Here is a 25,358-nt window from a genome sequence, read left to right on the forward strand (position 1 = left end):
AACCGACTGGAGACGACCGTATATGGCCACTTACAAGCAATTGACTGCGCAGCTCGAAAAGCTTCACAAGGAAGTCGCGCTCGCTCGGGAAAAAGAAATTGAGCAGGCGATTGCCGATATCAAGCAGAAGATTGTGGAGTACGGCATTACCGCAGAGGAACTTGGCTTCTCAAGCAAACGTTCGGCGGCAAAGAAGACCCCGTTGCCGGCGAAATATCGCAACCCGAAGACCGGCGAAACATGGAGCGGCCGCGGCCGTTCGCCGGGCTGGCTCGCAGGTAAGAATCGCGAGCGCTTCCTGATCACCGGCGAGGCGTAGCGAATGGACGGTACGCCCCAGGCGGCGTGCCGTCCGCCACAAGTGAAGCGGCGCTGACAACTTTACGCACCGCCGCGTTAGTCCCGAAAACACTCACCTTTCCCGTTTGCCGCAGCCGCTGAATCCCTGAGCGGCTGCGCATTGTGTTGCGGCACTGTTCCGTTTTCTGAAATGCTGTCATCCAGTGTGCACGGTTTTAATGCGTGAGTCCCGCTTGCCGTGTCAAGTACTGAGTTGTGCCTGGCGAAAAGTCTGAATGCCTTATCTGGCAAGGGATTACTTGACCTATAGGTGATCCGTCAGGCGCTGTTTTCGTGTGCCCTGAGCGCGTTGCTTTCGCCGTTTGTCGCGCTTCGGACCAGCCCGCACGCCAGGATGTCCGGTGCGTGCGCAGGGCCGATAACCCTCACCGCAAGCGAGTTTTTTGCCGTTTGCGCCCAAGCTCCCGAAAACCCTCACCTTAACGGCGAAACCGTTGCCACTGCGTCAGTTCGCCTAGGAGAAACCCGGAGTTGAGTCCGCCTCATACCCAGGATCAAAAAACATCAATTCATGGTCGCTCATCTCGAATAGCACAATCCGCTCATCAACCCCCAACCCTTGACGGGATCAGACATGAGCGTATCGACGGAAAAGCAACTCTATATTGGCGAAGGTTTCGAAGGCCCGGGCGTGAACCTCGCGCACATCAACGTATTGGTCGGTCCGCGTAATGGCCCGGCCGGCCAGGCATTCGCCACCGCGCTGTCGACGCCGTCTGCCGGTCACGCGCCGTTCGTGGTGATCGCCCGCCCGGGTATTCCCACCAAGCCGCTGACGCTGTATGTGAACAAGGCGCAGATCGAAGGCGACTTCCACGGCAATGCCACGTGGGGTGCATCGCAAGCGGGCATCGCCAAGGCAGTCGCCGAGTCGCTCGAGAATGGCACGTTGCCGCCGGAAGCGGAAAACGACTGGGTTGTCGTGTCGGCAAACTGGGTCAATCCGAAGACCGACAATCTCGACGCAGTGTTCGAGAACAACTACCGCGCCTGCAAGAACGCGATTCTCGCCGCGATGAAAGGCTTGCCGCATCGTGACGAAGTGTTCGCCGCCGCGCGCGACGTATCGAACCCGTTCTACACGCCGAAGCAGCGTTAAGACAGGAGACAAACACAATGGAATACGTTCGCCTCGGCCAGTCGGGCCTGAAAGTGTCGCGTTTGTGCCTCGGCACAATGAACATGGGCACGCCGCAATGGAAGCCGTGGATTTTCGACGAAGCGCAAAGCGAGCCGATCGTGCGTCATGCGCTCGAAGCCGGCGTCAACTTTATCGACCTGGCAGATTTTTATTCGACCGGTGTCGGCGAAGAGGTGGTGGGCCGCATTCTGAAGCGCATCGCGCGCCGTGAAGAGATCGTCGTGACGACCAAGGTCGGCTACGACATGGGCACGTATCAGAACGCCGGCGGTCATTCGCGCAAGCACATCATGGATGGCATCGACGCGTCGCTCGCACGCCTGGGCATGGACTACGTCGATATCTACATGCTGCACTTCTTCGACGTGAACACGCCGGTCGAAGAAACGATGGGCGCGTTGAACGATATCGTGCGTGCGGGCAAGGCGCGCTATATCGGCGTATCCACCATGTATACGTGGCAGTTCGCCAAGATCATGCAGGTCTGCGAGCGCAATGGCTGGCACAAGCCGATCAACATGCAGTTGCAATTGAACCTGGCCTATCGCGAGGAAGAGCGCGAGATGATCCCGTACTGCGAGGATCAGGGCGTGGGCGTCTCGGTGTTCAGCCCCCTCGCACGCGGCTTGCTGACGAGCGACCCGAACTCCACGCGTAACCAGACCGACTTCTTCACCGCACAAATGTACGGCGATTCGGCTTCGCGTGAAATCGCGGCTTCGGTGGCGCGTGTGGCAGCGGCGCGCGGTGTCCCGGCAGCGCAGATCGCGCAGGCCTGGGTGCTGAATCATGGCGGCGTCGCCAGTATGCTGGTCGGCGCGGATACGCCCGCGCAATTCGACAGCGCGCTCGCCGCACTGGATACGAAGCTCTCCATCGACGAACTCCACGAACTCGAGCGCAACTACACGCCGTGCGATCTGATCAACGATTACACGGCAGGCAAGCGCATCGCCCGCGAGCCGCGGCCGGCGCAAGGCGCGTTCGCCCAAACCCTGGATAAAGCAGCATGAGCGATTTTCTCCGCACTGGGCACTACATCAACGGCGAGTGGCATCGAGGCGCCGAGACGTATGCCGTTTTGAATCCGGCCAATGGTGAGCTGATCGCCAACGTGGCCAAGGGCGGCGCGGCGGAAACACGGCAAGCAATTGCCGCTGCCGAACGCGCGTTTCCGGCGTGGCGTGCGTTGACCGCGAAGGAACGCGGCGCGCGTGTGAAGCGCTGGGGCGAGCTCATGCTCGAGAACCGCGACGCGCTCGCCGAGCTGATGTCGCGCGAGCAGGGCAAGCCGCTTGCCGAAGCGCGCGGGGAAGTGGGCTATGCCGCAAGCTTCCTGGAATGGTTTGCCGAGGAAGCGAAGCGCGCCTACGGCGATGTGATTCCGAGCCCGAATCCGAAAGCGAAGATCATCGTGACGCGTGAGCCGATTGGGGTTGTCGCGGCTATCACGCCGTGGAATTTCCCGCTGGCGATGATTACGCGCAAGGCTGGTCCGGCATTGGCCGCGGGCTGCACGATGGTGCTCAAGCCTTCGGAAGAAACGCCCCTGTCCGCGTTCGCGCTGGCCGTGCTGGCCGAACAGGCGGGCATTCCGGCCGGCGTGTTCAATATCGTGTCCGGCGATGCAGTGGCGACTGGCGGTGAACTGACCGCTTCGCCCGTGGTGCGCAAGCTCTCGTTCACCGGTTCGACACGCGTCGGCAAGCTGCTCGCGAAGCAATCTGCGGACACGCTCAAGAAGCTCTCGCTGGAACTCGGCGGCAACGCACCGTTCATCGTGTTCGACGATGCGGATATCGAAGCCGCGGTGCAAGGCGCGATGGCTTCAAAGTTTCGCAACACTGGGCAGACCTGTGTGTGCGTTAATCGCTTCTACGTGCAGGACGGCATCTATGATGCTTTCACTCAGGCGTTGACGAAGGCCGTGCAGAAGATGCGCGTCGGCAATGCGCTTGAAGGGGAGGTCGAACAGGGGCCGCTGATCAACGCTGCGGCGTTGAAGAAAGTGGAAACCCATGTGGCCGACGCGTTGGAGAAGGGCGCCAAAACGCTGACCGGCGGCAAACGTCACGCGCTCGGCGGCACGTTTTACGAACCGACGGTGCTGGTCGAGGCGTCGAAGTCGATGCTGGTTGCCGGCGAAGAGACCTTCGGTCCGGTGGCGGCATGCTTCCGCTTCAAGACCGAAGAAGAGGCGGTCGCTGCAGCTAACGACACGCCGTTCGGGTTGTCCGCATACTTCTACACGCGCGATCTCGGCCGGGCATGGCGCGTGGCCGAGGCCCTGGAAAGCGGCATGGTGGCGGTCAACGAAGGCATCCTCTCAACCGAAGTGGCGCCGTTCGGCGGTGTCAAGGAGTCGGGGCTGGGCCGCGAAGGCTCGAAGTACGGGCTCGATGAGTATATGGAACTGAAGTACATGATGATGGGCGGTCTCGGCCGCTAGTCGTCGCACTACCCGTAACAGTCCGCTTCGCGCCGCGCACGCGCGAAGCGGACGATGTAGTCTCGTGCGCGATTCTCCGGCAATACGCTGGCTGCGCACGGCTGCTCTAACAAGACAGGAGACAGCGTGAGCAATCAGGATATTCAGGCAGCGACACTTGGCCTCGCCCCTACGCCGCAGCGTGCAAGTAACGCCGCGTCCGTCCATGGTCCCATTCCCCTCGACGACGTTCCGCTGAACGCGTTTCACGTCAAGATTGCCGGCCTGACCTTTGGTGCGCATTTCACCGAAGGCTACGCGCTGGGCACGATTGGTTATGCCCTCTCTTCGCTGAATCGTCAGATGCCGCTCGACGCCTTCTGGATGGGCATGATCGGCAGCTCCGCCTTGATGGGCATCTTTCTGGGCAGCCTGGTGTTCGGCTGGCTATCGGATCGTATGGGGCGGCAAAAGATTTTCTTGCTGAGCTTTCTGATTATCACGGCCGCGGCGTTCGCACAGTTCTACGTCAGCTCGCCGCTTGAGTTGTGTCTGCTGCGGGTGTTGATCGGCTTCGGCATGGGCGGCGATTTCGCGGTTGGCCATGCGATTCTGGCCGAGTTCTCGCCTCGCAAGCATCGTGGAACCTTGCTAGGTTCGTTCAGCGTGGTGTGGACCGTGGGCTATGTGGTGGCCAACGTGCTCGGCATGCAGTACGCACACGCTGCGCCCGATGCGTGGCGCTGGTTGCTGGCCTCGGCCGGTGTACCGGCGTTGATCGTGCTGCTGCTGCGCATGGGCACGCCGGAGTCGCCGCGCTGGCTGAACGGCAAAGGGCGCGTCGCGGAAGCGAAAGCCGTCGTGCTCAGGTACTTCGGACCGAACGTGACGCTCGACGGTGCGGGTGCCGATGAACACCGTCATGTCCAGGGCGGATTCGCGCGCCTGTTCAGGAAGGACCTGATTCGCCGCACGCTCTTTAACTGTGCGTTTTTCGTGTGCCTGGTGATTCCGTATTTCGCGATTTATACGTTCTTGCCCACCATCCTCAAGGCGATTCATCTGAACGAAGGCTCGGGGGCGGACTTTCTGCTGAATGGATTTCTGGTGCTCGGCGCGCTGGTCGGTATCTGGCTCACCATCCAGTTGCCGCGCCGGGTGTTTCTGATTGGTTCGTTCGCGCTCACCTGTCTCTCGCTGGTGGCGCTGAGCCTGTTGCCGGAGTCGGCGACGATCGCGATGATCGTGGCATTCGCCCTCTTCACGCTAACCATGTCGGCGTTCTCGAATCTGGTCGGCGTATTTCCGCCTGAGTGCTTTCCCACGGAAGTGCGTGCCTGCGGGGTGGGCCTCGCTATCGCCTGTAGCCGGCTCGGCTCGGCGGTGGGGACGTTTCTGTTGCCGCTCGGCATTGCGCAGTTGGGCTTTCACGCAACCATGATGATGCTGGCCGTCGTGCTGCTGATTGGCATGGTGGTGTCGATTGCGTGGGCGCCGGAGACGAAGCATTTGACGCTGAACGAAGCAAGCGGCGCGTAATCCTGAATGCGCCTGCGTGGGGCGGCATCCGCCCCCAATCCCCATTTCCCATACGTCCGTCCCCATGACGTGTATCATTCGTTCCCTGCGCTGTTCTGTGCCGGCAACCCCCGAATTTTGAAACGCCCGTTCACAACCTGGTTGTGACGCGGCCGGGTTGCCCTGTGATGCGGGTTTCCGGACCCGGCTCCCGCAGTTCGGCGCCGCCGCGCCAGACGTGGCAGACCAGAGGCCACAAGCTTCTGGGGACCGCCCGAACCCCTATCCGTGACCGCCAGACCCGATGTCAGTCTCCGAACTCAAACGCCGCCGCACGTTCGCGGTCATTTCCCACCCCGACGCGGGCAAGACCACGCTCACGGAAAAGCTGCTGCTATTCTCGGGCGCGATCCAGATTGCCGGCACGGTGAAGGGGCGCAAGAGCAATCGCTACGCGACCTCGGACTGGATGGAGATCGAAAAGCAGCGCGGCATTTCGGTGGCCAGCTCGGTGATGCAGTTCGAGTACGGCGATGCGGTCATCAACCTGCTCGACACCCCGGGCCACGAGGACTTTTCGGAAGATACCTACCGCGTGCTGACCGCGGTTGACGCGGCCGTGATGGTGATCGACGGTGCGAACGGTGTTGAAGCGCAGACGCTGAAGCTGCTCGAAGTCTGCCGCAGCCGCAAGACGCCGATTGTCACGTTCATCAACAAGCTCGACCGCGAAGTGCGCGAGCCGCTCGAGCTGCTCGACGAAATCGAGCAGCATCTGGGCGTCGCTGCCGTGCCGTTCACCTGGCCGATTGGCATGGGCAAAGATTTCCAGGGTGTCTACGACATCCAGCGCGACCAGGTGCGCCTGTTCCGCGCCGGGCAGGACAAGGCGGGCGGCGAGGTCGAAACGCTGCACGCGCTCAGCGACGAAGAAGGCGAACGCCGCTTCGGGCATGCGTGGGTCAAGGCGAAGGAAGAAATTGATCTGATCACTGGCGCGTCGCCGGATTTCGACCGCGAGCAGTTCCTCGCCGGTCAGCAATCACCGGTGCTGTTCGGCTCGGCCATCAACAACTTCGGCGTGAAGGAAATTCTGGACGCGCTGGTCGATCTGGCGCCGCCGCCCTCTGCACGCATGGCGGTGCAACGTTCCGTGGAGCCGGATGAACCGAAGTTCACCGGTGTGGTGTTCAAGGTGCAGGCGAACATGGATCTGGCGCACCGCGACCGCGTCGCGTTCATCCGGGTCTGCTCGGGGCATTTCGAGCGCGGCATGGCGTTGAAGGTGACCCGCTCGAACAAGACGTTCCGCGCCAACAACGTGGTGACGTTCCTGTCGCAGCGCCGCGAGACGGTGGCCGAGGCGTATCCGGGAGATATTATCGGCATCCCGAACCACGGCACCCTGAGTCTCGGCGATACGCTGACCGAAGGCGAGACGCTGCAGTTCGTCGGCCTGCCGTTCTTTGCGCCGGAAATTTTCCAGACAGTTGAAGTCGTGGACCCGATGCGTGCCAAGCAGCTCGGCGAAGCGCTCAAGCAACTCGGCGAAGAGGGCGCGATCCAGGTGTTCCGTCCGGTGGGCGGTGGCCTGATGATTCTGGGGGCGGTGGGGCAACTGCAGTTCGAAGTGGTGTCGCACCGTCTGTCGACGGAGTACAAGGTCGATGTGCGGATGGCGCCGGCGCGTTACCGGATGTCGCGCTGGGTGACGTGCGACGACGCGGCCGAACTGCGCCGCTTCAACGACGCTTACGCGGCGCGGATCGCACTCGATGCATCCAACGCGCCGACGTATCTCGCATCGCATATCTCCGAGATCGAAGTCGCGCAGAAAGCGTGGCCGAAGATCGTCTTCAATGAGTTGCGCGAGCATTCGGGCGCGCCGTTCAAAAAGGCGATGTAAGCGGCGCGTTTGCTGCGGGTCAATGTTTCGTCAAGGTAGACGGCGCGAGAATTGTCATCTCCGAGCTCGGTTCCGCGTCTTCGTGGTGCGCGCGGCGTAGTTCGTGCTTCAATATCAGCCCGTTGCGCAAGCTCTGGAAGAATTCGACGTCGAGCTTTGCATTGGCCTCCGCGCTCGCGGCGATCTCTTCGAACGCCGCGAGCAGCGTTGCGCAGCTCGCGGGCGACGAATTGCACGCTTCAATGTCCCGAGCCAGCGAGGCGAGTCTGGCGAACTGCTCGACAGTTTGCTGGGCGGCCGTTGTCGCCTTTTCGAGAATGCTATCGAGCAGTTGATCGCTGGCGGGAGCTTCCAGCGATCTGGGCATAGGAGATTTGTCTTCGGTCATGATCCGGCTGTCGTGGATGAGGGTTTTGCGCGCCGCTGCACGCGTTACGCCGCCAAACCCCAATACCGTTATGCAAACGGCAACGAAAGTATAGAACATCGCCAACGTGCGGCTTTTTTGATATAAGCCTGCCATAGCGCAGGGGCCGTCTTGAAAATGATGGGCGGCGCAAACCCCCATTCAACCTCATCCCATCTTCAAAACCTCTTCGCGCAGCCATCCTGCAAACGCCTGCACGTGCTCGAGCGCGGCATGTCGTGGCGCGATGTCGAGCCAGTAGCCAAACGGCCCGCTCACCTCGATCTCGGAAATGCGCGCAAGACTGCCGTCGGCCAGTTCCTCGATAATCATGTTGCGGTCGACGACCGCCAGCCCCGCGCCTTTACGCGCCGCATGAATCGCTTGTTCCAGATTCGAAAACTCGATTCCGTTCTCGGCGTGATGCGCCGGCATGCCTGCTGTGGCGAGCCAGTTCGGCCACAAATCGAGCCGCGTCTCGTTATGCAGCACATGCAGCGCGGGCAAGCGTCCGAGTAGCGTTTCGAGCGGGCGCCCCAGCAGATGTGGCGCCCCCACGAGCGTGTGGCGCTCTATCATCAGCAGCTCGGAATGCGCGTCGGGCAGCGCGTCGCGGCCAAAGCGGATGTTGCAGTGGCAATCCTCGCTCGGCTCGGTGCGGATGGAGAGTTCGACATCGGGCAGTTCCACCGCCAGCGAGCCGAGCCGCGGCGAGAACCATTGAGTCGCGAAAGTAGGCGGCACCGATAGCACGAGGCGCCGCCGTCCCTGGGCGGTAGTGATCTGGCGCGCGCCGCGCTCGATCGTATCGAACGCCTCGGATACGCACGGCAGCAACTGCAGACCCGCGGCGGTCAGCCGGATGCCTTTATGGTCGCGCTCGAACAGCTTCGCTCCGAGCGACTCTTCCAGTATCTTGATCTGGCGGCTGACGGCACCCTGCGTGACACACAGGGCGCTCGCTGCGCGGTTAAAACTCAAATGACGTGCTGTCTCTTCGAAGAAGCGCAACGCAATCAGCGATGGCAAGCGCCGCATACCTTCACCTTCTGTCTTTTCTGGTCGTCCGGTGGTGCGCCGGGTGGCGCCTCCTGCCGTCCGCAATGGTTGTCACTGTCTTGCGATTGCCGCGGGCGCCTCGTCTCCAGTGCGCCGCCCGGCAATCGTGCTGCAATCGGCGTGTCCGCCGGCCCCGCTCCCGGACCGCCAGCCGCCTCGCCGCATCTTACTGCCTTTGGGGCTCGACCGATGCCGCGTGACCGCGCGCCGTCTCCAACACGTGTCATGGCGCGGATTGTCGCATTTCGGCGCATGGGTTGAGCGGGCGCAAGCAATAAAAGACGCCCGCCCCGGATCAGCTCAAACGGACCCGCAGTATCAACCGGTTTTCCCCATCCGGCTGCCGCGCAACGGGCCGAGATCGCCTATCCTGAGGGGAACGTGCGTTCCTCCTGAACGTCCCCTTCCGACTCGCGGAGTGCCCCGTGACTGTTCGCAATCTCGATGCCCTGTTTCGGCCCAGATCGGTCGCTGTGATCGGTGCTTCGCGTCGGCCGCGCAGCACCGGCGCCATGGTGTGGGCGAGCGTCGTGAGCGGCGGCTTCGACGGCCCGCTCTGGCCCGTGAATCCAAAGTACGACGTGCTCGACGGCCATCTGGTCGTGGCCGACCCCGGCGACCTGCCCGAGGCTCCCACGGTGGCGCTGATCTGCACGCCCCCTGCGACATGGCCCGGCATTATCCACAAACTGGGCGGACTGGGTACGCGGGCGGCGATTATCGTAGGGGAAGTGCATGGCGACGAAGACCGCACGGCGCTGCGGCACGCCCTCTCGGCGGCGCGGCCGCATCTGCTGCGCATTGTTGGACCGGGCAGCCTCGGTGTCGTGTCGCCGGCGCTGCGGGCGCATCTGGGCGCGCCCTCGTGTCTGGTGAAGGCGGGCGGCGTGGCGTGGGTGTCGCAATCGAATGCGCTGACGAATGCGGTGCTGGGCTGGGCGCACGCGCGCGGCCTGGGCTTTTCGCACGCGGTGGCGCTCGGCGGCGAGGCGGATGTGGATGCCGGCGATGTGCTCGACTACCTGGCGAGCGACCCCGGCACGCGCGCAATCCTGCTCGAACTCGATACGGTGCGAGCGGCCCGCAAGTTCATGTCGGCGGCGCGGGCGGCGGCGCGCAACAAGCCTGTTCTGGCACTGCGTTCGGGCCGTGCCGATCCCGCCGACGGTTTATACACGGCGGCGTTTCGCCGCGCGGGGATGGTGCGTGTCGATTCGCTCGACGACCTGCTCGATGAAATCGAGACCCTTGGCGTGGGCCGCGTCGCCGCTGGGGCGACGGCGACGCTGATCACCAGCGACCGCGGCGTGGCGACGCTCGCCTGCGACGCCTTCGCGGCAGCGGGCGATACGCTTGCGCAGTGGCCCCCGGAAACCTCGGAAGCGGTCGCCCATGCCCTGCCGCGTGCGGTGACAGGCAACCCGCTGCTGCTCGGCGACGACGCGCGCGCCGAGCATTTCGGCACGGCCTTGCAGGTTCTCGCGCAGCATCGTGCAACCGGCACGGCGTTTGTGGTCCACGCGTCGACCCACAACGCGCCGGTCGGCGAGGTCGCGCAGGCGCTGATCGCCAATCAGAGGTTTGCGTATCGCGGGCTGTTGGCGTGCTTCTTCGGTGGCGTGGACGCAGCGACGCGCGATGCGCTGCACGCGCAGGGCATTCCGGTTCATACGACGCCGCAGCGCCTCGCACGAGCCTTCGCCCGGCTGGTCGATTACCGGTTGGGGCGCGAGCTGTTGATGCAAACGCCGGAGGGGCTGCCGGCGCAGATCCCCGCAGAGATCGACGCCGCCCAGGCGCAGGCGCGCTCGGCATTGGCCGCGGGCGAAGACACGCTTACGGAGGAACACGCCGCGCAGTTGCTCGAGCATTTCGGACTGCGCGTGGAGCCGCGCGAGGCCATCCAGGACAAGATCGTCGACATCGATGTCGAGCTGCACGACGACGACAACTTCGGTCCGGTGTTCCGTTTCACGACGCCGTCTGCGGATGGCGTGTCGGCGCCGCTGCGGGTCTTCGGCTTGCCGCCGCTCAATCCGATCCTGGCGCGCGATATGGTGACCCGCTCGCCGTACGCGCGGGTCGCCGCGCCCGAGCCGGTGCTGGCCGCGTTTACCGCGCTGTCGCAAACGGTGTGCGATGTGCGCGAGATCGTCGGATTGAAGCTCGCGCTACGCGTGTTCCGCGAGCACGCTTCGGTGGTGGCGCCGTCTATCCGGCTGGGAGCGAAGCGCAGCCGGCTGGCGATCATGCCGTATCCGCGCCGCTATGAGGAAACGCTCGACTGGCATGGGCTACGCATCACGGTGCGGCCGATCCGCCCCGAAGACGAGGCCGCTCACCATGACTTCGTCGAGGCGATGACGCCCGACGATCTGCGTTTGCGGTTTTTCGGCGCGGTCGGCAGCTTCGATCACTCACAGCTCGCCCGCATGACGCAGATCGACTACGACCGCGAGATGGCGCTGATCGCAACGGTCCCGTGCGATGAAGGCTTTACGCGAACGCTGGGGGTGGTGCGCGCCGTCGCCGACCCCGATAACGAAACCGCCGAATTTGCGGTGGCGATCCGCTCCGATCAGAAGGGCCGGCGCCTCGGCAAGCTGTTGATGGAGAAAATCATTGTGTATGCGCGCTCGCGCGGCACACATTGGCTGGTGGGCGAAGCGCTGCGTGAGAACGCTCCGATGATCGCGTTGGCGAAGGCATGCGGCTTTGCCGTGACGCCTACCGAGGATCCCGCTGTGGTGGGGTTCAGAATGCCGCTGGACGAGGCAGAAGCGCCGGTTTAACCGGTCCGCTCGTCCCGCGGCGCGAATTGCTGCTGCAAGGCCGCCGCGACCCGCGTCAACACCTCGTCCCAGTCGCCCTGCCGTAGTTGGGTGAAGAGACGCACGGTGGGGTACCACGGACTGTCATCCCGGTCGCGCAACCAGCGCCAGCAACCCGCAAAACGGTTCAGCAGCCAGACCGGCTTGCCCATTGCGGCGGCCAGATGCGCCACCGAGGTATCGACGGAAATGACCAGGTCGAGATTCTCGATGAGCGCCGCGGTATCCGCGAAGTCATCCATTTGCTCCATCCAGTCCGTCAGGCTCGCCTGGCAGGTTGCGTCAGGGAGCTTCGCCGGGTCATCGGTCTTTTGCAAACTGATCCAGCGGATATGCGGCAAGGCGAGCAGTGGCGCAATTTGTGCGGAGCGCAGGCTGCGCACTTTGTCTTCCGACATGCCCGAATGGCCGCCCGCCCAGACCACGCCGATACGTGGCAGATCGGGGTTGGGCAGCGCCGCGAGCCTGGCGCGCCAGGCGGCGGCGCGTGCGGGATCGGCATAGAGATAAGGCATGGTGGCCGGGATGGTGTCGAGGCGGGTGTCGAATGCCATGGGTAGCGACATCATCGGACAGTACCAGTCCCATTCGTTAGCGGCGATCAGTTCCGTGTCGAGCAGGATACGGCCTGGCCAGCGTGAGCAAAGCGAGTCTTCGTAGAGGCGGCGCAAGGAGGGCGGACAGACGTAGCCTATCTGTGAGAAGCGCTCGAGCGCGAGAGGCAGGTAGCGGACGAACTGGAGGCTGTCGCCGTGGCCTTGTTCGGGAATGACCAGCAGGCGTGGCCCACGTGCGCTCGCGCGTTCTGCACGAGTGAGCAGGTCGGGACGCTCGCCCTTCCATTGCGGTAGCGGGATTTGCGGACGTGAATTTGGCGCCGGACGCCCGTCGGCGGTCATGAAATTGACCCAGCGGTCTTCGCACCAGGGCCACGCTTCTTCATAACGCCCCGTAGCCAGCAGGACCGAGCCAAGATGGGCGCGCGCGCTGAGAAATTCAGGTGCAAGCGCGATGGCGCGACGCAGGTGCCGCTCGGCTTCTTCCAGTGAGCCCAGATTCTTGGCTAGGACACCTGCATTGGCATGCGCCCGCGCGTGATCGGGCTCGAGTTCGAGGAGCTTGTTATAGCTGACGGCCGCTTCGTCGATCAGTCCCTGTGCGGATAGCGTCACTGCTTCGTAATAGCGCAACGTGCTTGAGTCGGGGCGCAGCGCGAGACCTAGCCGGGCAGTGTGCATTGCGCCGGGGAGTGCATTGAGCCTGATTTGAACGAGGCACAGCGTAGTGTAGAAATCGGCGTGAGCCAAAACCGCGATCGCTCGCTCAAGCCAGCTTTGTGCAAGCTCCAACTGCTCCGAGTCGAGCGCCAGCAGGCCACGCAGGTAAAGGGCTCCGGGACGATCTGGATCTTGCGCCAGGATTCGCTCAACCAGCGCTTGCGCTGTCTCGATACTGCCGGCATTACGCGCCTTTTCGGCCTCGACGTAGCAGGCTTGAATTTCACCAGCGGACAAGTGGGAGGAAATGGGCATGGTTGGCGAGCGAGGGCGCGTGCATTTGATCGATCATCAATTGTCCGTGCTGCGAAACGGTTGGTGTGTAGGCACGTTCCGAACGGTCCATTGAGAAAAGACGGATTGCTGTCTCGGAAACGATCGCCCTAAGTAGCGGCATCTGACGCCATGTCTTTGAGAATCCTCTGAATGTGGGCGCGGGTCATTGCCGATATATTTCGGGCCTCGTTCAGCAACCCGAGGCGTGACCCGCCTAAAAGCGCTTCGACCGATCTTCAAATGGATAACCTCGACGTCTCCGACCGCTTCATCAAGTCACTGCTGTTCGCGTTTTTTCTCAGCGCTGTGGCGATCTTCACTCTTCAAATGACCGGTCTTATCGACCCGGATCATCTGGTGGGCCGCGAGGGGGCTGCATGGTTAGTCGCGACGGTGGGCTGCGTGCTCGAGCCGCTGATGCGTCACCACGGCGTGTTGAAGGGAGCCATCGAATCGCGCATCGCTGAATTCACCAAGGCGAGTGTGCTCGGGCGGCTGATTGGTGCGCCGGCAGGTTGTGTGTTCGCATGGGCCATGACGATTGTCGGGTCGTAAGCCTGAGTTTTGTGCAGTTTTGAAAGAAATCATCAAGGATTCCATATTAAAAAATGGACGGGTCAACGGCTTGCGCGGGAAGCCGTTAAACACACGACCGCTAGCAGGTCACCCACTTAACCACGGCTCATTTCAGGAAGTACAGACGATGAACAAGCAGATCGCTATTGCCGCCCTCGCGGGCCTGTTTTCACTGGGTGCGTTCGCACAGACACACGTACCCTTGCAAGAGCAAAGCGCCGCTCGGGTCGACGCAGACTCGAGCATGACGCATCACCACAAGCATCACAAACATCATAAGCACCCTACATCGGCCGCGGTCGACGCTCCGGCCATGAAGCCTTAAGCCTTGCTCCGTTTCGCCTCTGTGTTTTGCCAATCGGGGAGCACCATGTGCCTGCATGCTCAATCTCGCTGGCGGCTTGTGCTGTTTTGCGCCGGACTGGCAACGCTCTCCGCTTGTGTGAGCACACCCAGGCCGGTTGCTCTGGCCGGGGCCGCCGCGCCGGGCGCCGCTGCCAGTTCGGCGGCGGCGGACGCGCCGCCGCTTGTCGAAGCGGGCTTTTACCGCGTCAATGCGGGCGACACATTGGAGCGTATTGCGAAGTTGTTCGGGCGCTCTCCGGCATCGGTTGCCGGTTGGAACAAGATGCCGGTGACCGGCGCGGTCTCCGTGGGGCAGGTACTGCGCGTCGCGCCACCGGTAAGCGACGAGTCCAGACTTGCTGCAGGCACGTCTTCTAAACCCGCGGCATCAGCCAAATCTGGTCCGGCTCTTGCGTCATCCGAAACATCCCGTTTTAAATGGCCAGTCCCGGGTCCGGTCAACGTGAAATTCGCGGCGGGCCGTTCCAAGGGCCTCGAACTGGGCGGCCGCGCAGGCGAGCCGGTCAAGGCTGCCGAAGGCGGACGGGTGGTCTATGCAGGAGCGCACGTCAAGGCCTATGGCCGCCTGATTGTCATCAGACACGATGGTCATTTGATCAGCGCATACGGCAATAATCGAAAACTGCTGGTTGCGGAAGGCGCCCTTGTTACACAAGGGCAGACCATTGCCGAGATGGGGACGGACGCAAGCGGGAACGCCACGCTCAAGTTCGAAGTCCGCAAAGACGGCAAACCGGTCGATCCATTTCCCTATCTCCCGAAACGCTCCGGCTAACCGGTTGCGTTGGTTTGGCGTCTGTCTGGCGTCGCTGCCGCGCTTGCCGACGTCATTTCATCAGGGACATTTTGGTGAATCAATATCGCTTTTATCGAAATCTAATAATTTCGTTATCCTTAATTTTTATGGCGGGATGCATGCAACCGTTTGGCATGACCGGGCAGGCCCGCTACGAAACGCCACATCAGGAAGAGTCCGGCGCAGTAAAGACTTCGACGCTGCGTGGCACAGAGCGCTCGCCGCCGTTGCCCGGCCTGCCGGATCAGTCGCCTTCACAGATCGAGAGCCCGTTATTGCAGATTGGCGGCGGCGCGGCATCGCCGTTATGGCAAACCGGCCTGGCGTCCTACTATGCAAAGAGGTTTCAAGGCCACCGCACCGCGAGCGGGGAGCGCTATGACCTGCACGCACTGACCGCAGCACACCGGACCCTGCCGCTGGGTTCCTATGTGCGTGTGACGGCAGTATCGAGTGCGCGCTCGGTGATCGTCCGGATCAACGACCGTGGACCTTATACGCGCGGTCGTATGATCGATCTGTCCTATGCCGCGGCGGCGGTGCTTGGTCTGCCGCGCACCGGCGTCCTGCTGGTCCGCATCGAGAGCGTGACAAAGCAGGGAGCCGGTGCGTAGTACGGAATGGCGGGATTGATCGACGCCGTGGAGTGCGGCGTGTTTAGGCCGGCAGCTTGGCCGCCGCTTCATCCACCTGCCCGCGCGTCACGGACAACTCTTCGAGCCACGTTTCGGCATAGACCGCGCCGGTTTCACGTTCGAGGCGTGCGATGGTGGCCGCGCAGCGAATCGCGTCCTTCGGCGTTGCGATGAAATCTTTCACCGATTGGCCCGCCTTGAACGCGTCGAACAGCGGCACGCGGATGTCGTCCGGCAATGCGCGCGTCCACTGATACGGCTTGCCGTTGTACGTGAACGACGGCGGCAGGACACGTTCCTTCTTGGCGGCCGGAATCAGACCATAAGTGCGCGCGGCTTCGCCGATCTGCTCGGGCGAAAACAACTCGTCCGGGCTGATATCGAATTGCTGGATATAGGTTTCCATCGCCTGCATGGCCGCAGCACGGTCGTCACGCTTTTGCTGCGCACGGGCCACGATGTCGCGCAGTTCGTCGGCTTCTTCGCTGGTGATCGTGAAGCTTGCCTGCTTCTGCTGGAGTTCGGAAAAACGCTGGAATTCGGAATCGGTCAGAAGTTTCGCCATGAGGTATCGATAGCGCTCGCGGGTCGTTGCCCACGCGGCGACGTTTTTGAGAGGGTCGCCATTCTAAACCATGCGGAGGGGGTGGGAGGGGACGAGAACGGCTAAACGCGCGGTGCGCGTTCAGCACGCCTCGTCCTGCGTCCGGCGCTACAAGGCGCCAACGCAGGACGAGCGACGCTGATGCGTTACTGGCAGGCCTTGCCGGCGTCGGCGCGGTAGCCCTTGGCCTTCGCGTCCGCTTCGCTCATATACGTGCCCTGCTTGGTTTTGCCGTAGTACCTGTCGCCCGGGCAATGGTAGACCTTGGTGCTGGTGTTGACCCACACCTGGCCGGGGCCGCCGCCGGCTGCGGCCGCCTTGGCGCTGCTGGCTGCCGTAGCGGGTGCTGCTGCCGGGGCCTTGGCGGGCGTGGCTGCCGGTGCCGATGCGGCGGCTGCCGGAGCAGACGCGGCACCTGCGGCCGACGATGCGCCGTACCACGTCTGGATACCCTTATGACCCTTGCAGGCCCCCTTCTTCGTCGCGCCTGAATAGAACGAGCCGTCCTTGCAGAGGCCTGTCGTGCCGGCCGGTGCGCTGGCGGGAACCTGCGCGTAGCTCGCGGTTGCTGCGAGCAGGCCGGCCACTGCGGCCATGGAGAGAATGAGCTTTTTCATCGTATTTGATCCTATGGACCTGGCGCGGCGAAGCCGCGTTTATCGGTGGACGCAAACCGGGCGGCAGTCTGACGGGCCGTGCGGCTCGCGATTCTGTTGCGCGCAAAGTGCACGCACCAGATAAAACGCGCCAGACCGGGGTTCGGCTGACGCGTCGTCCTTTGTCAATTGTCAAATATTGCAAGTGCGGAGCAGCCTGCGACGGCGGTTAGCCCGCACCCTCATGAAACATCGACAAGGCTTCCACGGTTTCGCGCAGCAGCGCGGTTGCTGCTTCGAGCGTCGGCGCGACGTATTCGTCGATCCGCTTGAGATACGGGCAGGTCATCACAGCAATCGCTTGTCCTGAAGGCCCGAGCAACGGAAAGGTCAGATCGGTGACCCCGAAGGTCTGCTGGCTGTCTTTCTGCGAATACCCCTTCTTGCGAATCTGCTCGCAGGTCTGCTCCAGCGCCTCGCGATCGATGGTCACTTCGCCTTTCACCTTGGTGTGTTCGGCGAGCATATACGCGCGCTGCTCCGCGCTCTGGAACGCCAGCATCACGCGGCCCGAACCGGTATCGATCAGGCCCACCCGCGAGCCGAGCCGCACCGACATGCCCCATGTGCCCGGTCCGTCGACCTGCGCAATCACCAGCAGGTTGCCGCGGTCGTAGACCACGAGGTGACACGACTGCTCGGCGGCATCCGCGAAACGCTGCATCAACGGCAGCGCTTCGGAAATCAGGCGGTTCATCGGCGGGTGGCGGTGCGCCAGCGCGTACAGCTTCAGGCTCAGCGAATAGCGATCGCCCGCCGCGGAGCGCACCACGTATTGGCGTGCGACCAGCCGCTCGAGCATCCGGTACATCTCGCTCGCGTTGCGCCCGAGCAGCTTGGTGATCTCGGCGCGCGTCAGCCCCTCTTTCTGCTCGGAGAGCAATTCGAGGATATCCAGACCTTTGTCCAGCGCGGGCGCGCGGTAACGGTCGGCGTCGTCTTTTTCTTCGGTATCCATCATGAGTGTTCCCCGTGTCGACCTGAGTCAGCGCTTTCGCGCTGACTCAGGTCCCATGCAAGGCGGTCGGCCAGCGTTAGTGCTCATTGTTATCCGGCGCGTGAGTGTAGAGCGTGCCGGGTTGAGTACGGCCAGGGAAAACACGGACGCCTGATGCAGTGCACATTGCTTGACTTGGAAAAGTCCGTATATGAATAATACGTTCATTGGTGAATGAACGCACACCAATATTCATAAGAAAGCGCAGGACGACGTTCCGGTTCCTCGGGGGCACGGTTCAGGCAGTTCAATAACGCAGACAGGAGACAAGCATGACGTTCGTAACAGGGTCGCGTGCGACCCGCCGCTTCATTCAAGGTGCGCTATCGGTAGGGGTTGCCGCCGCATGCGTGGCCGGCCTCGTGACAAGCGGCGCCGCGCGCGCCGCCGATACCGGCAAGGTCGGCCTCGATCTGCCGCTTCTCACCTCGCCGTTCTGGCAGTCGTACAACAACTACCTGCCGGTGTATGCCAAGCAGTTGGGCCTCGACATCCTCGCGCCCGTCAACTCGAATGGCGACCCTGCGCAGCAGATCACCGACATGAACAACATCCTCAACCTCGGTGCGAAAGGCATCGTGGTGGGGCCGCTGGATTCGGCCGCAATCAGCCGCGCGCTCGACGCCGCGTCCACCAAGGACGTGCCGGTGGTGGCCGTGGACGTCGCACCGACGCAAGGCAAGGTCGCGATGGTGGTGCGCGCCGACAACCACGCGTATGGCGAGATGGCCTGCAAGTACATCGGCGAGCACGTGAAGTCGGGCAAGGTCGTGCAGGTCATGGGCGACCTGGCGTCGGTGAACGGGCGTGACCGTTCGGAAGCGTTTCGCGCCTGTCTGAAGCACTATCCGTCGCTTTCGCTGCTGGAGATTCCCGCGGCATGGAAGGGCGATGTCGCGGCGACCGCGCTGGACAGCCTGCTGACGGCGAACCCCGATGTGAAGGCGATCTACATGCAAGCGGGCGGGGTGTACCTGTCGCCGACGCTGCAGACGTTGCGCCGCAAACAGATGCTGTACCCGGTGGGCGATCCGAAACATGTGGTGATTGTCAGCAACGATGGCATCCCGCAGGAGTTCGAGGCGATTCGCAAGGGCGAGATCGACGCCACCGTGTCGCAACCGGCTGACCTGTACGCGAAGTACGGCCTGTACTACATCAAGGCCGCGCTCGCCGGGCAGACCTTCAAGCCGGGCCCGACCGATCACGGCAGCACGATCATCCAGATCGCACCGGGCATGCTGGAGGATCAGTTGCCTGCGCCGCTCGTGACCAAGGCGAATGTCGACGACAAGAACCTGTGGGGTAACACCGTCAAATGAGCGAGCCCATGCACACGCCTGGCGTTGCGGCAGCCCCAGCGGTTGTTGAAGCGCAGGAAGTCACCAAGCGCTTTGGCTCCTACGCCGCACTGAAAGACGTGAGCATCCGCGTGATGCCCGGCGAGTCGCACGCACTCGTCGGGCGCAACGGGGCCGGCAAGTCGACGCTGGTGTCGATTCTCACCGGCTTACGCAAGCCCGACACCGGCGAAGTGCGCTTCGGCGGCGCGGCGGCGCCGCCGCTCGCAGACCGGGACGCATGGCGCGAGCGTGTGGCCTGCGTGTACCAGCATTCCACCATCATCCGCGATCTCACGGTTGCGGAGAATCTGTTCATCAACCGGCAGCCCGAGCGGCGCGGCATGATCGACTGGCAGGCCATGCGCCGCGATGCGCGCGAGCTGCTCGATCACTGGAAGATCGACGTACGCGAAGATGCGCGTGCCGGCGACCTGAGCGTCGAGGCGCGGCAACTGGTGGAGATCGCACGGGCGCTGTCGTATGGCGCGCGCTTCATCATTCTCGACGAGCCGACCGCGCAGCTCGACGGCGATGAAATCAAACGGCTGTTTCGCCGCATCACGGAGTTGCAGCGTGAGGGCGTGACGTTTCTGTTTATCTCGCACCATCTGCAGGAGGTGTACGAGATTTGCCAGGCAGTGACGGTGCTGCGCGACGCGCGGCATATCGTCAGCGCGCCGGTATCGAAGTTGCCGCGCGAGCAGTTGATCGAAGCGATGACCGGCGAGCGCGGCGGCCTGGCGGTTGCGGATGCGGCTGCACGTGCGCCGCTGCCTGCCGATACGCCAGTGGCGCTGGAAGTTGCCGCTCTGGGCGGCGCGGACTATCAGGACGTGTCGTTCACCGTCAAACGCGGCGAGGTGATTGGCCTGACCGGTGCGACGAGCAGCGGCCGCACCAGTGTGGCCGAAGCAATCGCGGGGCTGCGCTCGCCGACGCGCGGCGATATTCGCGTAGCGGGTCGATCCTTGCCGCGTGGCGATGTGCCGGCAGCGCTGGCGGCAGGGATTGGCTGCGTGCCGAAAGACCGCCATCACGAAGGCCTGGTGCTGACGCAATCGGTGGCGGAAAACGCGTCCATGACGATTGCGCGTCTACTCGGCAAGTTCGGCCTCACATCGCCCGCCAGGAAGAACGCGTTCGGCCAGAAGATGATCGACGCGCTCGGCATCGTGGCGCCCGGCCCCGAACACGCCGTATCGGGACTGTCGGGCGGCAATCAGCAGAAGGTCGTGATGGCGCGTGCGCTGGCGACCGATCCGAACGTGCTCGTGCTGATCGACCCCACGGCCGGCGTCGACGTCAAATCCAAAGAGGCATTGCTGTCCGTCGTGGACCGCGTGCGTGAAGAAGGCAAGGCGGTGCTCGTGGTCTCCGGCGAGCTCGACGACCTGCGCACCTGTGACCGCGTGCTGGTCATGTTCCGTGGCCGTGTTGCGGCCGAATTTCCCGCGGGTTGGCAGGACCACGACCTGATCGCATCCGTTGAAGGAGTCAGTCTCCATGAAGAATAGTGTGCCAAGCCCTGCCTTCGGCGCGGCTCAAGGACCGGCCGGCGCGCCCGCTCCGCGCGGCCGTAAGGCACGGATCGAATTTGCGCGGCTGCGCGATCTCGCGTTGGTGCCCGCGCTGGCGCTGCTGATTGTGATTGGCGCGTTCGTGAGTCCGAGTTTTCTGACCAGGGCGAATCTGATCAGCGTGCTTGGCGCTTCGGCGGCGCTCGCGCTGGTTGTGCTCGCGGAATCGCTGATCGTGCTGACCGGCAAGTTCGACCTGTCGCTCGAATCGACCGTAGGGATCGCGCCCGCGGTCGGCGCCATGCTCGTGATGCCGGCGGCGTCCGCGGGATTCGGCTGGCAATGGCCGGCTGCGGCGGGCTTGCTGGCGATTCTCGTGGTCGGCGCGGTGATCGGCTTTATCAACGGCTTTCTGGTGGTGCGTCTGCGGCTAAACGCGTTCATCGTCACGCTCGCCATGCTGATTGTGCTGCGCGGCATGCTGGTGGGCGCAACGAAGGGCGGCACGCTGTTCGACATGCCGCCGTCGTTCTTCACGCTTGCCACCACCATCGTGCTCGGCCTGCCGCTTTCCGTGTGGCTTGCGGCGGTGGCGTTCGCTGTGGCCGCCTTTATGCTGCGTTACCATCGGATTGGACGGGCGCTCTACGCGATCGGCGGCAATCCGGAAGCGGCGCGCGCCGCCGGGATTCGCGTCGAGCGCATCACGTGGGGCGTATTCGTGCTCGGCAGCGTGCTGGCGTCGCTTGGCGGCCTGATCGTGACGGGCTATGTCGGCGCGATCAACGCGAATCAGGGCAACGGCATGATCTTTACGGTGTTCGCGGCGGCGGTGATCGGCGGCATCTCGCTCGATGGCGGCAAGGGCACGATGCTCGGCGCGCTCTCCGGCGTGTTGCTGCTCGGCGTGGTGCAAAACCTGCTGACCCTCGCGCAAGTGCCTTCGTTCTGGATTCAGGCCATCTACGGCGCGATCATTCTTGGCTCGCTGATGGTGGCGCGCCTCGCAAGCGGCGAAGGCCAGAACTGACCCCGCGTTTCACGGAGACCCATCTTGAGCAGCCCACTCCATACCGACGCCCGCCTGATCCTGCTGAGTCCGCAGGACAACTGCCTGATTGCGGCGGCGCGGCTCGAAGCCGGCACGGCGGTCGAGATCGAAGGCGAGCGCATCACGCTCGCCAAGACCATCGACCTCGGCCACAAGGTCGCGCGCAGCGCGCTGGCGAAGGACGACAAAGTGCTGCGCTACGGCGCGGTCATCGGCCATGTGACGCAGGCCGTTGCGCGCGGCGAGCATCTGCACACCCACAACCTCGAAAGCGATTACCTGCCGACGTACACCCACGACGCAGGCCACGAATTCGTGCATCATTGACGCGGTGCCATACCGCGCTGGAACGATCATGACTGACACTTCCGCAGCAACGGTTTCCTCGCTGGCCGGGTCGCAGCCCATGCTGCAAGGCTATCTGCGCAGCGACGGCCGCAAGGGCATCCGCAACGTGGTTGCGGTCGCGTATCTCGTCGAATGCGCGCATCACGTGGCGCGCGAAATCGTCACCCAGTTTCGCGAGCCGCTTGACGCGTTTGACGATCCAGGCGCCGAGCGCGAGCCCGCCGTGCATCTGATTGGTTTTCCCGGCTGCTATCCGAACAGCTACGCGGAAAAGATGCTCAAGCAGCTCACCACGCACCCGAACGTGGGCGCCGTGCTGTTCGTCTCGCTCGGTTGCGAGAGCATGAACAAGCATTACCTCGTGGACGTGGTGCGCGCGACCGGCCGGCCGGTCGAAGTGCTGACGATCCAGGAAAAGGGCGGCACGCGCAGCACGATTCAATACGGCGTCGACTGGGTGCGCGGTGCGCGCCAGCAACTGGCGGCGCAAGCGCGCGTGCCGATGGCGCTCGACGAACTGGTGATCGGTACGATCTGCGGCGGCTCGGACGGCACCAGCGGCATCACCGCGAATCCGGCTGTGGGCCGCGCGTTCGATCATCTGATCGATGCGGGTGCGACCTGCATTTTCGAAGAGACGGGCGAACTGGTCGGCTGCGAGTTTCACATGAAGACCCGCGCGGCGCGAGCGGAACTGGGCGACGAGATCGTGGCATGCGTAGCTAAAGCTGCGCGCTATTACTCGATCCTCGGTCACGGCAGTTTTGCGGTTGGGAATGCCGACGGCGGCCTGACGACGCAGGAGGAGAAGTCGCTTGGGGCGTACGCGAAGAGCGGGGCATCGCCGATTGTCGGCATCATCAAACCGGGCGATGTCCCACCGACCGGCGGCCTCTATCTGCTCGACGTCGTACCGGATGGCGAGCCGCGCTTCGGTTTTCCTAACATCAGCGATAACGCGGAGATTGGCGAGCTGATCGCCTGCGGCGCGCATGTGATTCTGTTCACGACCGGGCGCGGCTCGGTGGTGGGCTCGGCGATCTCGCCCGTGATCAAGGTGTGCGCGAATCCCGCCACTTATCGCAATCTGGCCGGCGACATGGATGTCGATGCGGGCCGGATTCTGGAGGGCCGTGGCACGCTGGAAGAAGTGGGCCGCGAAGTGTTTGAACAGACGGTGGCCGTGGCGCAAGGCGCGGCATCGAAGTCCGAGACGCTTGGGCACCAGGAGTTTATTCTCACGTACAAGAGCTTCGAACCGGTTGGCCCGGCGTGCTTGCCGTCGAGCGTGGGGCTGGCGCGCGTCATCGCATAAACAATGCAACCATGTTGTATGGCACCGGGGTAAGCGCTGAAGCGCCGGCTCCGGTCGACACAGGAGACTTTGGCATGACAGGCGCGGTTGATTCAAAAGTCGCAAGGCGCCGCCCGCTCGGCCGGCGTGGACTGCAGGTGACGGGGCTGGGTCTTGGTACAGCGCCGCTCGGTGGGCTTTATCACGATCTGTCGGACGAAGAGGCGTTCAATACGGTGGCCGCCGCCTGGGATGCGGGTGTGCGCTTCTTCGATACCGCGCCGCACTACGGCCACACCAAGGCCGAGCACCGGCTGGGTGATGCGCTGCGCCGCTACCCACGCGACCAATACGTGCTGTCCACCAAAGCGGGCCGCCGCTTTGTGCCGCGCACCACACCTTACGACGGCAGTGAGGGCTGGCAAAACCCGTTGCCCTTCCAGGCGATCTACGATTACACCCACGACGGCATTCTGCGTTCGTTCGAGGACAGCCAGCAACGCATGGGCATTGCCGAGATCGACATCCTGTTGATCCATGACATCGGCCGCGTGACGCTCGGCGAGAAAAACCCGTTCTACCTGGAGCAACTGACCGCAGGCGGCGGCTTTCGGGCGCTCGACGACTTGCGCTCGGCGGGCCTCCTGAAGGCCGTGGGTCTGGGGGTCAACGAAGGGGCGGCGATTCTCGAGGTCATGGCCGAATTCGACATTGACTGCGCATTGCTGGCCGGCCGCTATACACTGCTGGAGCAGGCCACGCTCGACGACCTGCTGCCCACCTGCGAAGCACGTGGCGTGGGTATCATGCTAGGCGGAGCGTTTAACTCGGGCATCCTCGCGCGCGGTGTGCGCGGGGATCTCAAGTTCAACTATGGCGCCGCGCCGCAAGAAGTGATTGAACGTGTGGCCAAGCTGGAGGCCGTCTGCCGCGTGCACGATGTGCCGCTGGCCGCGGCGGCGTTGCAGTTTCCGTATGCCCATCCGGCCGTGGCAACGGTGCTGACCGGTGCGCGCAGTGTTGAAGAACTGCGCGAGAACGTCGCGTCGTTCGAACGTCCGATACCTGCTGAACTATGGACGGCATTGCGCGATAGAGGCCTGCTGGATCTGCGAGCGCCTATGCCGGAGGATTGACCGACCATGCACATCGATGCCCACCAGCACTTCTGGGACCCGGCTCGCGGCGATTACGGCTGGCTGACCCCCGAACTGAAAACGCTGTACCGGACCTTTGGCCCCGCGGACCTGGCTCCGTTGCGCGAACGGGCCGGCGTGCAGCGTACGGTGGTGGTGCAGGCGGCGCCGACGGTCGAGGAAACCCGCTATTTGCTGGATCTGGCGCTCGACGATGCGTCGATTGCGGGGGTGGTGGGTTGGGTGCCGATGCTGCTGCGCGACGCCCCCGCCTTGATTGCCGAACTCGCACGCGACCCGAAATTCAAGGGCCTGCGGCCGATGCTGCAAGACATGCCCGACGACACCTGGATTGCCAATCCCGATTTGACGCCCGCCGTCGAAGCGCTGATTGCGCACGACCTGGCCTTCGATGCGCTGATCTACACACGTCACGTCGGCGCCTTCGAAACGTTCGCGACGCGTTTTCCGACGCTGCGCATCGTCGTCGATCACGGCGCGAAACCGCCCATCCGTTATGGCAAGGGCGGCTGGCAGAGCTGGGCGGACGGCATCACGCGTCTCGCGCGCCTGCCGCACGTGCATTGCAAGCTCTCGGGACTTGCCACCGAAGCCTCGCTCGACTGGACCGAAGCGACCCTGCAGCCCTATGTCGATCATCTGCTGCAGTCCTTTGGCCCGTCGCGTCTGATGTGGGGCAGCGACTGGCCGGTGCTCAACCTGAACGGCGACTACCTGCTGTGGCATTCGGTGGCCAATACCTTGCTCGGCGGACTGTCCGATACGGAACGCGAGGCGGTGTTCGGCGCCAACGCCGCCGCGTTCTACCGTTTGTGA

Annotated in this window: 24 protein-coding genes; 18 read left to right on the forward strand and 6 right to left on the reverse strand. The window is 63.4% G+C overall.

Features of this window, described 5'->3' with window-relative positions:
- The first annotated feature begins 22 nt into the window (after positions 1-22).
- From FFS45_RS20355 to FFS45_RS20380, 6 genes are all read left to right on the forward strand, one after another.
- A complete protein-coding gene (locus FFS45_RS20355; protein WP_137956427.1) occupies positions 23-319 on the forward strand; it encodes an H-NS histone family protein in 297 nt (98 codons plus the stop codon).
- 615 nt (positions 320-934) lie between these two features.
- A complete protein-coding gene (gene fae, locus FFS45_RS20360; protein WP_137956428.1) occupies positions 935-1,459 on the forward strand; it encodes a formaldehyde-activating enzyme in 525 nt (174 codons plus the stop codon).
- A gap of 17 nt (positions 1,460-1,476) precedes the next feature.
- Positions 1,477-2,514 carry an aldo/keto reductase gene (locus tag FFS45_RS20365; RefSeq protein WP_137956429.1) on the forward strand — a complete coding sequence of 346 codons (1,038 nt, stop codon included), beginning with the start codon at positions 1,477-1,479 and terminating at the stop codon, positions 2,512-2,514.
- The gene (locus FFS45_RS20370; RefSeq protein ID WP_137956430.1) at positions 2,511-3,950 is read left to right on the forward strand and encodes an NAD-dependent succinate-semialdehyde dehydrogenase; all 1,440 of its coding nucleotides are present in this window, start codon (positions 2,511-2,513) and stop codon (positions 3,948-3,950) included. Before FFS45_RS20365 ends, FFS45_RS20370 begins: the two co-directional genes overlap by 4 nt.
- Before the next feature lie 126 nt (positions 3,951-4,076).
- Positions 4,077-5,468, forward strand: coding sequence for an MFS transporter (locus FFS45_RS20375; protein ID WP_137956431.1), 1,392 nt, complete (start codon positions 4,077-4,079; stop codon positions 5,466-5,468).
- Positions 5,469-5,751: 283 nt separating this feature from the next.
- A complete protein-coding gene (locus FFS45_RS20380; protein WP_137956432.1) occupies positions 5,752-7,353 on the forward strand; it encodes a peptide chain release factor 3 in 1,602 nt (533 codons plus the stop codon).
- A 19-nt stretch (positions 7,354-7,372) separates the two neighbouring features.
- Here FFS45_RS20380 and FFS45_RS20385 read toward each other — a convergent pair whose 3' ends face one another.
- Together FFS45_RS20385 and FFS45_RS20390 are read right to left on the reverse strand one after the other, a co-directional pair.
- The gene (locus FFS45_RS20385) at positions 7,373-7,921 is read right to left on the reverse strand and encodes a hypothetical protein (protein ID WP_137956433.1); all 549 of its coding nucleotides are present in this window, start codon (positions 7,919-7,921) and stop codon (positions 7,373-7,375) included.
- A gap of 6 nt (positions 7,922-7,927) precedes the next feature.
- Positions 7,928-8,797: a LysR family transcriptional regulator gene (locus FFS45_RS20390; protein ID WP_137956434.1), complete on the reverse strand. Its 870-nt coding sequence runs from the start codon at positions 8,795-8,797 to the stop codon at positions 7,928-7,930.
- Positions 8,798-9,243: 446 nt separating this feature from the next.
- On the opposite strand from FFS45_RS20390, the gene FFS45_RS20395 reads away from it, so the two are divergent.
- Positions 9,244-11,610 (forward strand): GNAT family N-acetyltransferase, encoded by a 2,367-nt coding sequence (locus FFS45_RS20395; RefSeq protein ID WP_137956435.1) that lies wholly within the window; start codon positions 9,244-9,246, stop codon positions 11,608-11,610.
- Here the strand turns inward: FFS45_RS20395 and FFS45_RS20400 are convergent.
- Positions 11,607-13,181: a tetratricopeptide repeat protein gene (locus FFS45_RS20400; protein ID WP_137956436.1), complete on the reverse strand. Its 1,575-nt coding sequence runs from the start codon at positions 13,179-13,181 to the stop codon at positions 11,607-11,609. The two genes, FFS45_RS20395 and FFS45_RS20400, sit on opposite strands and share 4 nt — an antisense overlap.
- A gap of 261 nt (positions 13,182-13,442) precedes the next feature.
- Here FFS45_RS20400 and FFS45_RS20405 point away from each other — a divergent pair, with 261 nt between their 5' ends.
- The 4 genes from FFS45_RS20405 (at position 13,443) to FFS45_RS20420 (ending at position 15,554) form a co-directional block, all read left to right on the forward strand.
- The gene (locus FFS45_RS20405; protein WP_137956437.1) at positions 13,443-13,757 is read left to right on the forward strand and encodes a hypothetical protein; all 315 of its coding nucleotides are present in this window, start codon (positions 13,443-13,445) and stop codon (positions 13,755-13,757) included.
- Positions 13,758-13,905: 148 nt separating this feature from the next.
- Positions 13,906-14,103: a hypothetical protein gene (locus FFS45_RS20410; protein WP_137956438.1), complete on the forward strand. Its 198-nt coding sequence runs from the start codon at positions 13,906-13,908 to the stop codon at positions 14,101-14,103.
- A gap of 45 nt (positions 14,104-14,148) precedes the next feature.
- Complete coding sequence (locus FFS45_RS20415) at positions 14,149-14,919, forward strand: peptidoglycan DD-metalloendopeptidase family protein (protein ID WP_137956439.1); 771 nt, start codon at positions 14,149-14,151, stop codon at positions 14,917-14,919.
- Positions 14,920-15,059: 140 nt separating this feature from the next.
- A complete protein-coding gene (locus FFS45_RS20420; RefSeq protein ID WP_249362860.1) occupies positions 15,060-15,554 on the forward strand; it encodes a septal ring lytic transglycosylase RlpA family protein in 495 nt (164 codons plus the stop codon).
- A 43-nt stretch (positions 15,555-15,597) separates the two neighbouring features.
- Here FFS45_RS20420 and FFS45_RS20425 read toward each other — a convergent pair whose 3' ends face one another.
- The 3 genes from FFS45_RS20425 to FFS45_RS20435 all read right to left on the reverse strand — a co-directional run bounded on the left by FFS45_RS20425 (position 15,598) and on the right by FFS45_RS20435 (position 17,793).
- Positions 15,598-16,140: a hypothetical protein gene (locus FFS45_RS20425; RefSeq protein ID WP_137956440.1), complete on the reverse strand. Its 543-nt coding sequence runs from the start codon at positions 16,138-16,140 to the stop codon at positions 15,598-15,600.
- Between the two features lie 185 nt (positions 16,141-16,325).
- Positions 16,326-16,796 carry a hypothetical protein gene (locus FFS45_RS20430; RefSeq protein ID WP_137956441.1) on the reverse strand — a complete coding sequence of 157 codons (471 nt, stop codon included), beginning with the start codon at positions 16,794-16,796 and terminating at the stop codon, positions 16,326-16,328.
- A gap of 208 nt (positions 16,797-17,004) precedes the next feature.
- On the reverse strand, positions 17,005-17,793 hold the full coding sequence (locus FFS45_RS20435; protein WP_137956476.1) for an IclR family transcriptional regulator: 789 nt from the start codon (positions 17,791-17,793) through the stop codon (positions 17,005-17,007).
- A gap of 311 nt (positions 17,794-18,104) precedes the next feature.
- Here FFS45_RS20435 and FFS45_RS20440 point away from each other — a divergent pair, with 311 nt between their 5' ends.
- From FFS45_RS20440 to FFS45_RS20470, 7 genes are all read left to right on the forward strand, one after another.
- Entirely contained in the window at positions 18,105-19,154 is a 1,050-nt protein-coding gene (locus tag FFS45_RS20440) for a sugar ABC transporter substrate-binding protein (RefSeq protein ID WP_137956442.1), read from the forward strand.
- The gene (locus FFS45_RS20445; protein ID WP_137956443.1) at positions 19,151-20,689 is read left to right on the forward strand and encodes a sugar ABC transporter ATP-binding protein; all 1,539 of its coding nucleotides are present in this window, start codon (positions 19,151-19,153) and stop codon (positions 20,687-20,689) included. The genes FFS45_RS20440 and FFS45_RS20445 overlap by 4 nt, the downstream gene beginning before the upstream one ends.
- Positions 20,679-21,722, forward strand: coding sequence for an ABC transporter permease (locus FFS45_RS20450; protein WP_137956444.1), 1,044 nt, complete (start codon positions 20,679-20,681; stop codon positions 21,720-21,722). Before FFS45_RS20445 ends, FFS45_RS20450 begins: the two co-directional genes overlap by 11 nt.
- A gap of 24 nt (positions 21,723-21,746) precedes the next feature.
- Positions 21,747-22,070, forward strand: a complete 324-nt coding sequence (locus FFS45_RS20455) for a UxaA family hydrolase (RefSeq protein WP_137956445.1) — start codon at positions 21,747-21,749, stop codon at positions 22,068-22,070.
- A 28-nt stretch (positions 22,071-22,098) separates the two neighbouring features.
- The gene (locus FFS45_RS20460) at positions 22,099-23,406 is read left to right on the forward strand and encodes a UxaA family hydrolase (protein ID WP_137956446.1); all 1,308 of its coding nucleotides are present in this window, start codon (positions 22,099-22,101) and stop codon (positions 23,404-23,406) included.
- A gap of 74 nt (positions 23,407-23,480) precedes the next feature.
- Positions 23,481-24,521 carry an aldo/keto reductase gene (locus tag FFS45_RS20465; RefSeq protein ID WP_137956447.1) on the forward strand — a complete coding sequence of 347 codons (1,041 nt, stop codon included), beginning with the start codon at positions 23,481-23,483 and terminating at the stop codon, positions 24,519-24,521.
- Between the two features lie 6 nt (positions 24,522-24,527).
- Positions 24,528-25,358, forward strand: a complete 831-nt coding sequence (locus FFS45_RS20470) for an amidohydrolase family protein (RefSeq protein ID WP_137956448.1) — start codon at positions 24,528-24,530, stop codon at positions 25,356-25,358.

The organism is Burkholderia sp. 4M9327F10 (assembly GCF_005503145.1).
Classification (GTDB): domain Bacteria; phylum Pseudomonadota; class Gammaproteobacteria; order Burkholderiales; family Burkholderiaceae; genus Paraburkholderia.

What these genes read in the sequence shown, in the direction of transcription:
- FFS45_RS20370 (WP_137956430.1), top strand. Translation starts at nt 2,511, where the DNA reads ATGAGCGATTTTCTCCGCACTGGGCACTACATCAACGGCGAGTGGCAT.
- FFS45_RS20460 (WP_137956446.1), top strand. Translation starts at nt 22,099, where the DNA reads ATGACTGACACTTCCGCAGCAACGGTTTCCTCGCTGGCCGGGTCGCAG.
- FFS45_RS20385 (WP_137956433.1), bottom strand. Translation starts at nt 7,921, where the DNA reads ATGGGGGTTTGCGCCGCCCATCATTTTCAAGACGGCCCCTGCGCTATG.
- FFS45_RS20400 (WP_137956436.1), bottom strand. Translation starts at nt 13,181, where the DNA reads ATGCCCATTTCCTCCCACTTGTCCGCTGGTGAAATTCAAGCCTGCTAC.
- FFS45_RS20365 (WP_137956429.1), top strand. Translation starts at nt 1,477, where the DNA reads ATGGAATACGTTCGCCTCGGCCAGTCGGGCCTGAAAGTGTCGCGTTTG.
- FFS45_RS20410 (WP_137956438.1), top strand. Translation starts at nt 13,906, where the DNA reads ATGAACAAGCAGATCGCTATTGCCGCCCTCGCGGGCCTGTTTTCACTG.
- FFS45_RS20415 (WP_137956439.1), top strand. Translation starts at nt 14,149, where the DNA reads ATGTGCCTGCATGCTCAATCTCGCTGGCGGCTTGTGCTGTTTTGCGCC.
- FFS45_RS20390 (WP_137956434.1), bottom strand. Translation starts at nt 8,797, where the DNA reads ATGCGGCGCTTGCCATCGCTGATTGCGTTGCGCTTCTTCGAAGAGACA.
- FFS45_RS20355 (WP_137956427.1), top strand. Translation starts at nt 23, where the DNA reads ATGGCCACTTACAAGCAATTGACTGCGCAGCTCGAAAAGCTTCACAAG.
- FFS45_RS20465 (WP_137956447.1), top strand. Translation starts at nt 23,481, where the DNA reads ATGACAGGCGCGGTTGATTCAAAAGTCGCAAGGCGCCGCCCGCTCGGC.
- FFS45_RS20420 (WP_249362860.1), top strand. Translation starts at nt 15,060, where the DNA reads ATGCAACCGTTTGGCATGACCGGGCAGGCCCGCTACGAAACGCCACAT.
- FFS45_RS20470 (WP_137956448.1), top strand. Translation starts at nt 24,528, where the DNA reads ATGCACATCGATGCCCACCAGCACTTCTGGGACCCGGCTCGCGGCGAT.
- FFS45_RS20445 (WP_137956443.1), top strand. Translation starts at nt 19,151, where the DNA reads ATGAGCGAGCCCATGCACACGCCTGGCGTTGCGGCAGCCCCAGCGGTT.
- fae (WP_137956428.1), top strand. Translation starts at nt 935, where the DNA reads ATGAGCGTATCGACGGAAAAGCAACTCTATATTGGCGAAGGTTTCGAA.
- FFS45_RS20425 (WP_137956440.1), bottom strand. Translation starts at nt 16,140, where the DNA reads ATGGCGAAACTTCTGACCGATTCCGAATTCCAGCGTTTTTCCGAACTC.
- FFS45_RS20380 (WP_137956432.1), top strand. Translation starts at nt 5,752, where the DNA reads ATGTCAGTCTCCGAACTCAAACGCCGCCGCACGTTCGCGGTCATTTCC.
- FFS45_RS20430 (WP_137956441.1), bottom strand. Translation starts at nt 16,796, where the DNA reads ATGAAAAAGCTCATTCTCTCCATGGCCGCAGTGGCCGGCCTGCTCGCA.
- FFS45_RS20405 (WP_137956437.1), top strand. Translation starts at nt 13,443, where the DNA reads ATGGATAACCTCGACGTCTCCGACCGCTTCATCAAGTCACTGCTGTTC.
- FFS45_RS20435 (WP_137956476.1), bottom strand. Translation starts at nt 17,793, where the DNA reads ATGGATACCGAAGAAAAAGACGACGCCGACCGTTACCGCGCGCCCGCG.
- FFS45_RS20450 (WP_137956444.1), top strand. Translation starts at nt 20,679, where the DNA reads ATGAAGAATAGTGTGCCAAGCCCTGCCTTCGGCGCGGCTCAAGGACCG.
- FFS45_RS20440 (WP_137956442.1), top strand. Translation starts at nt 18,105, where the DNA reads ATGACGTTCGTAACAGGGTCGCGTGCGACCCGCCGCTTCATTCAAGGT.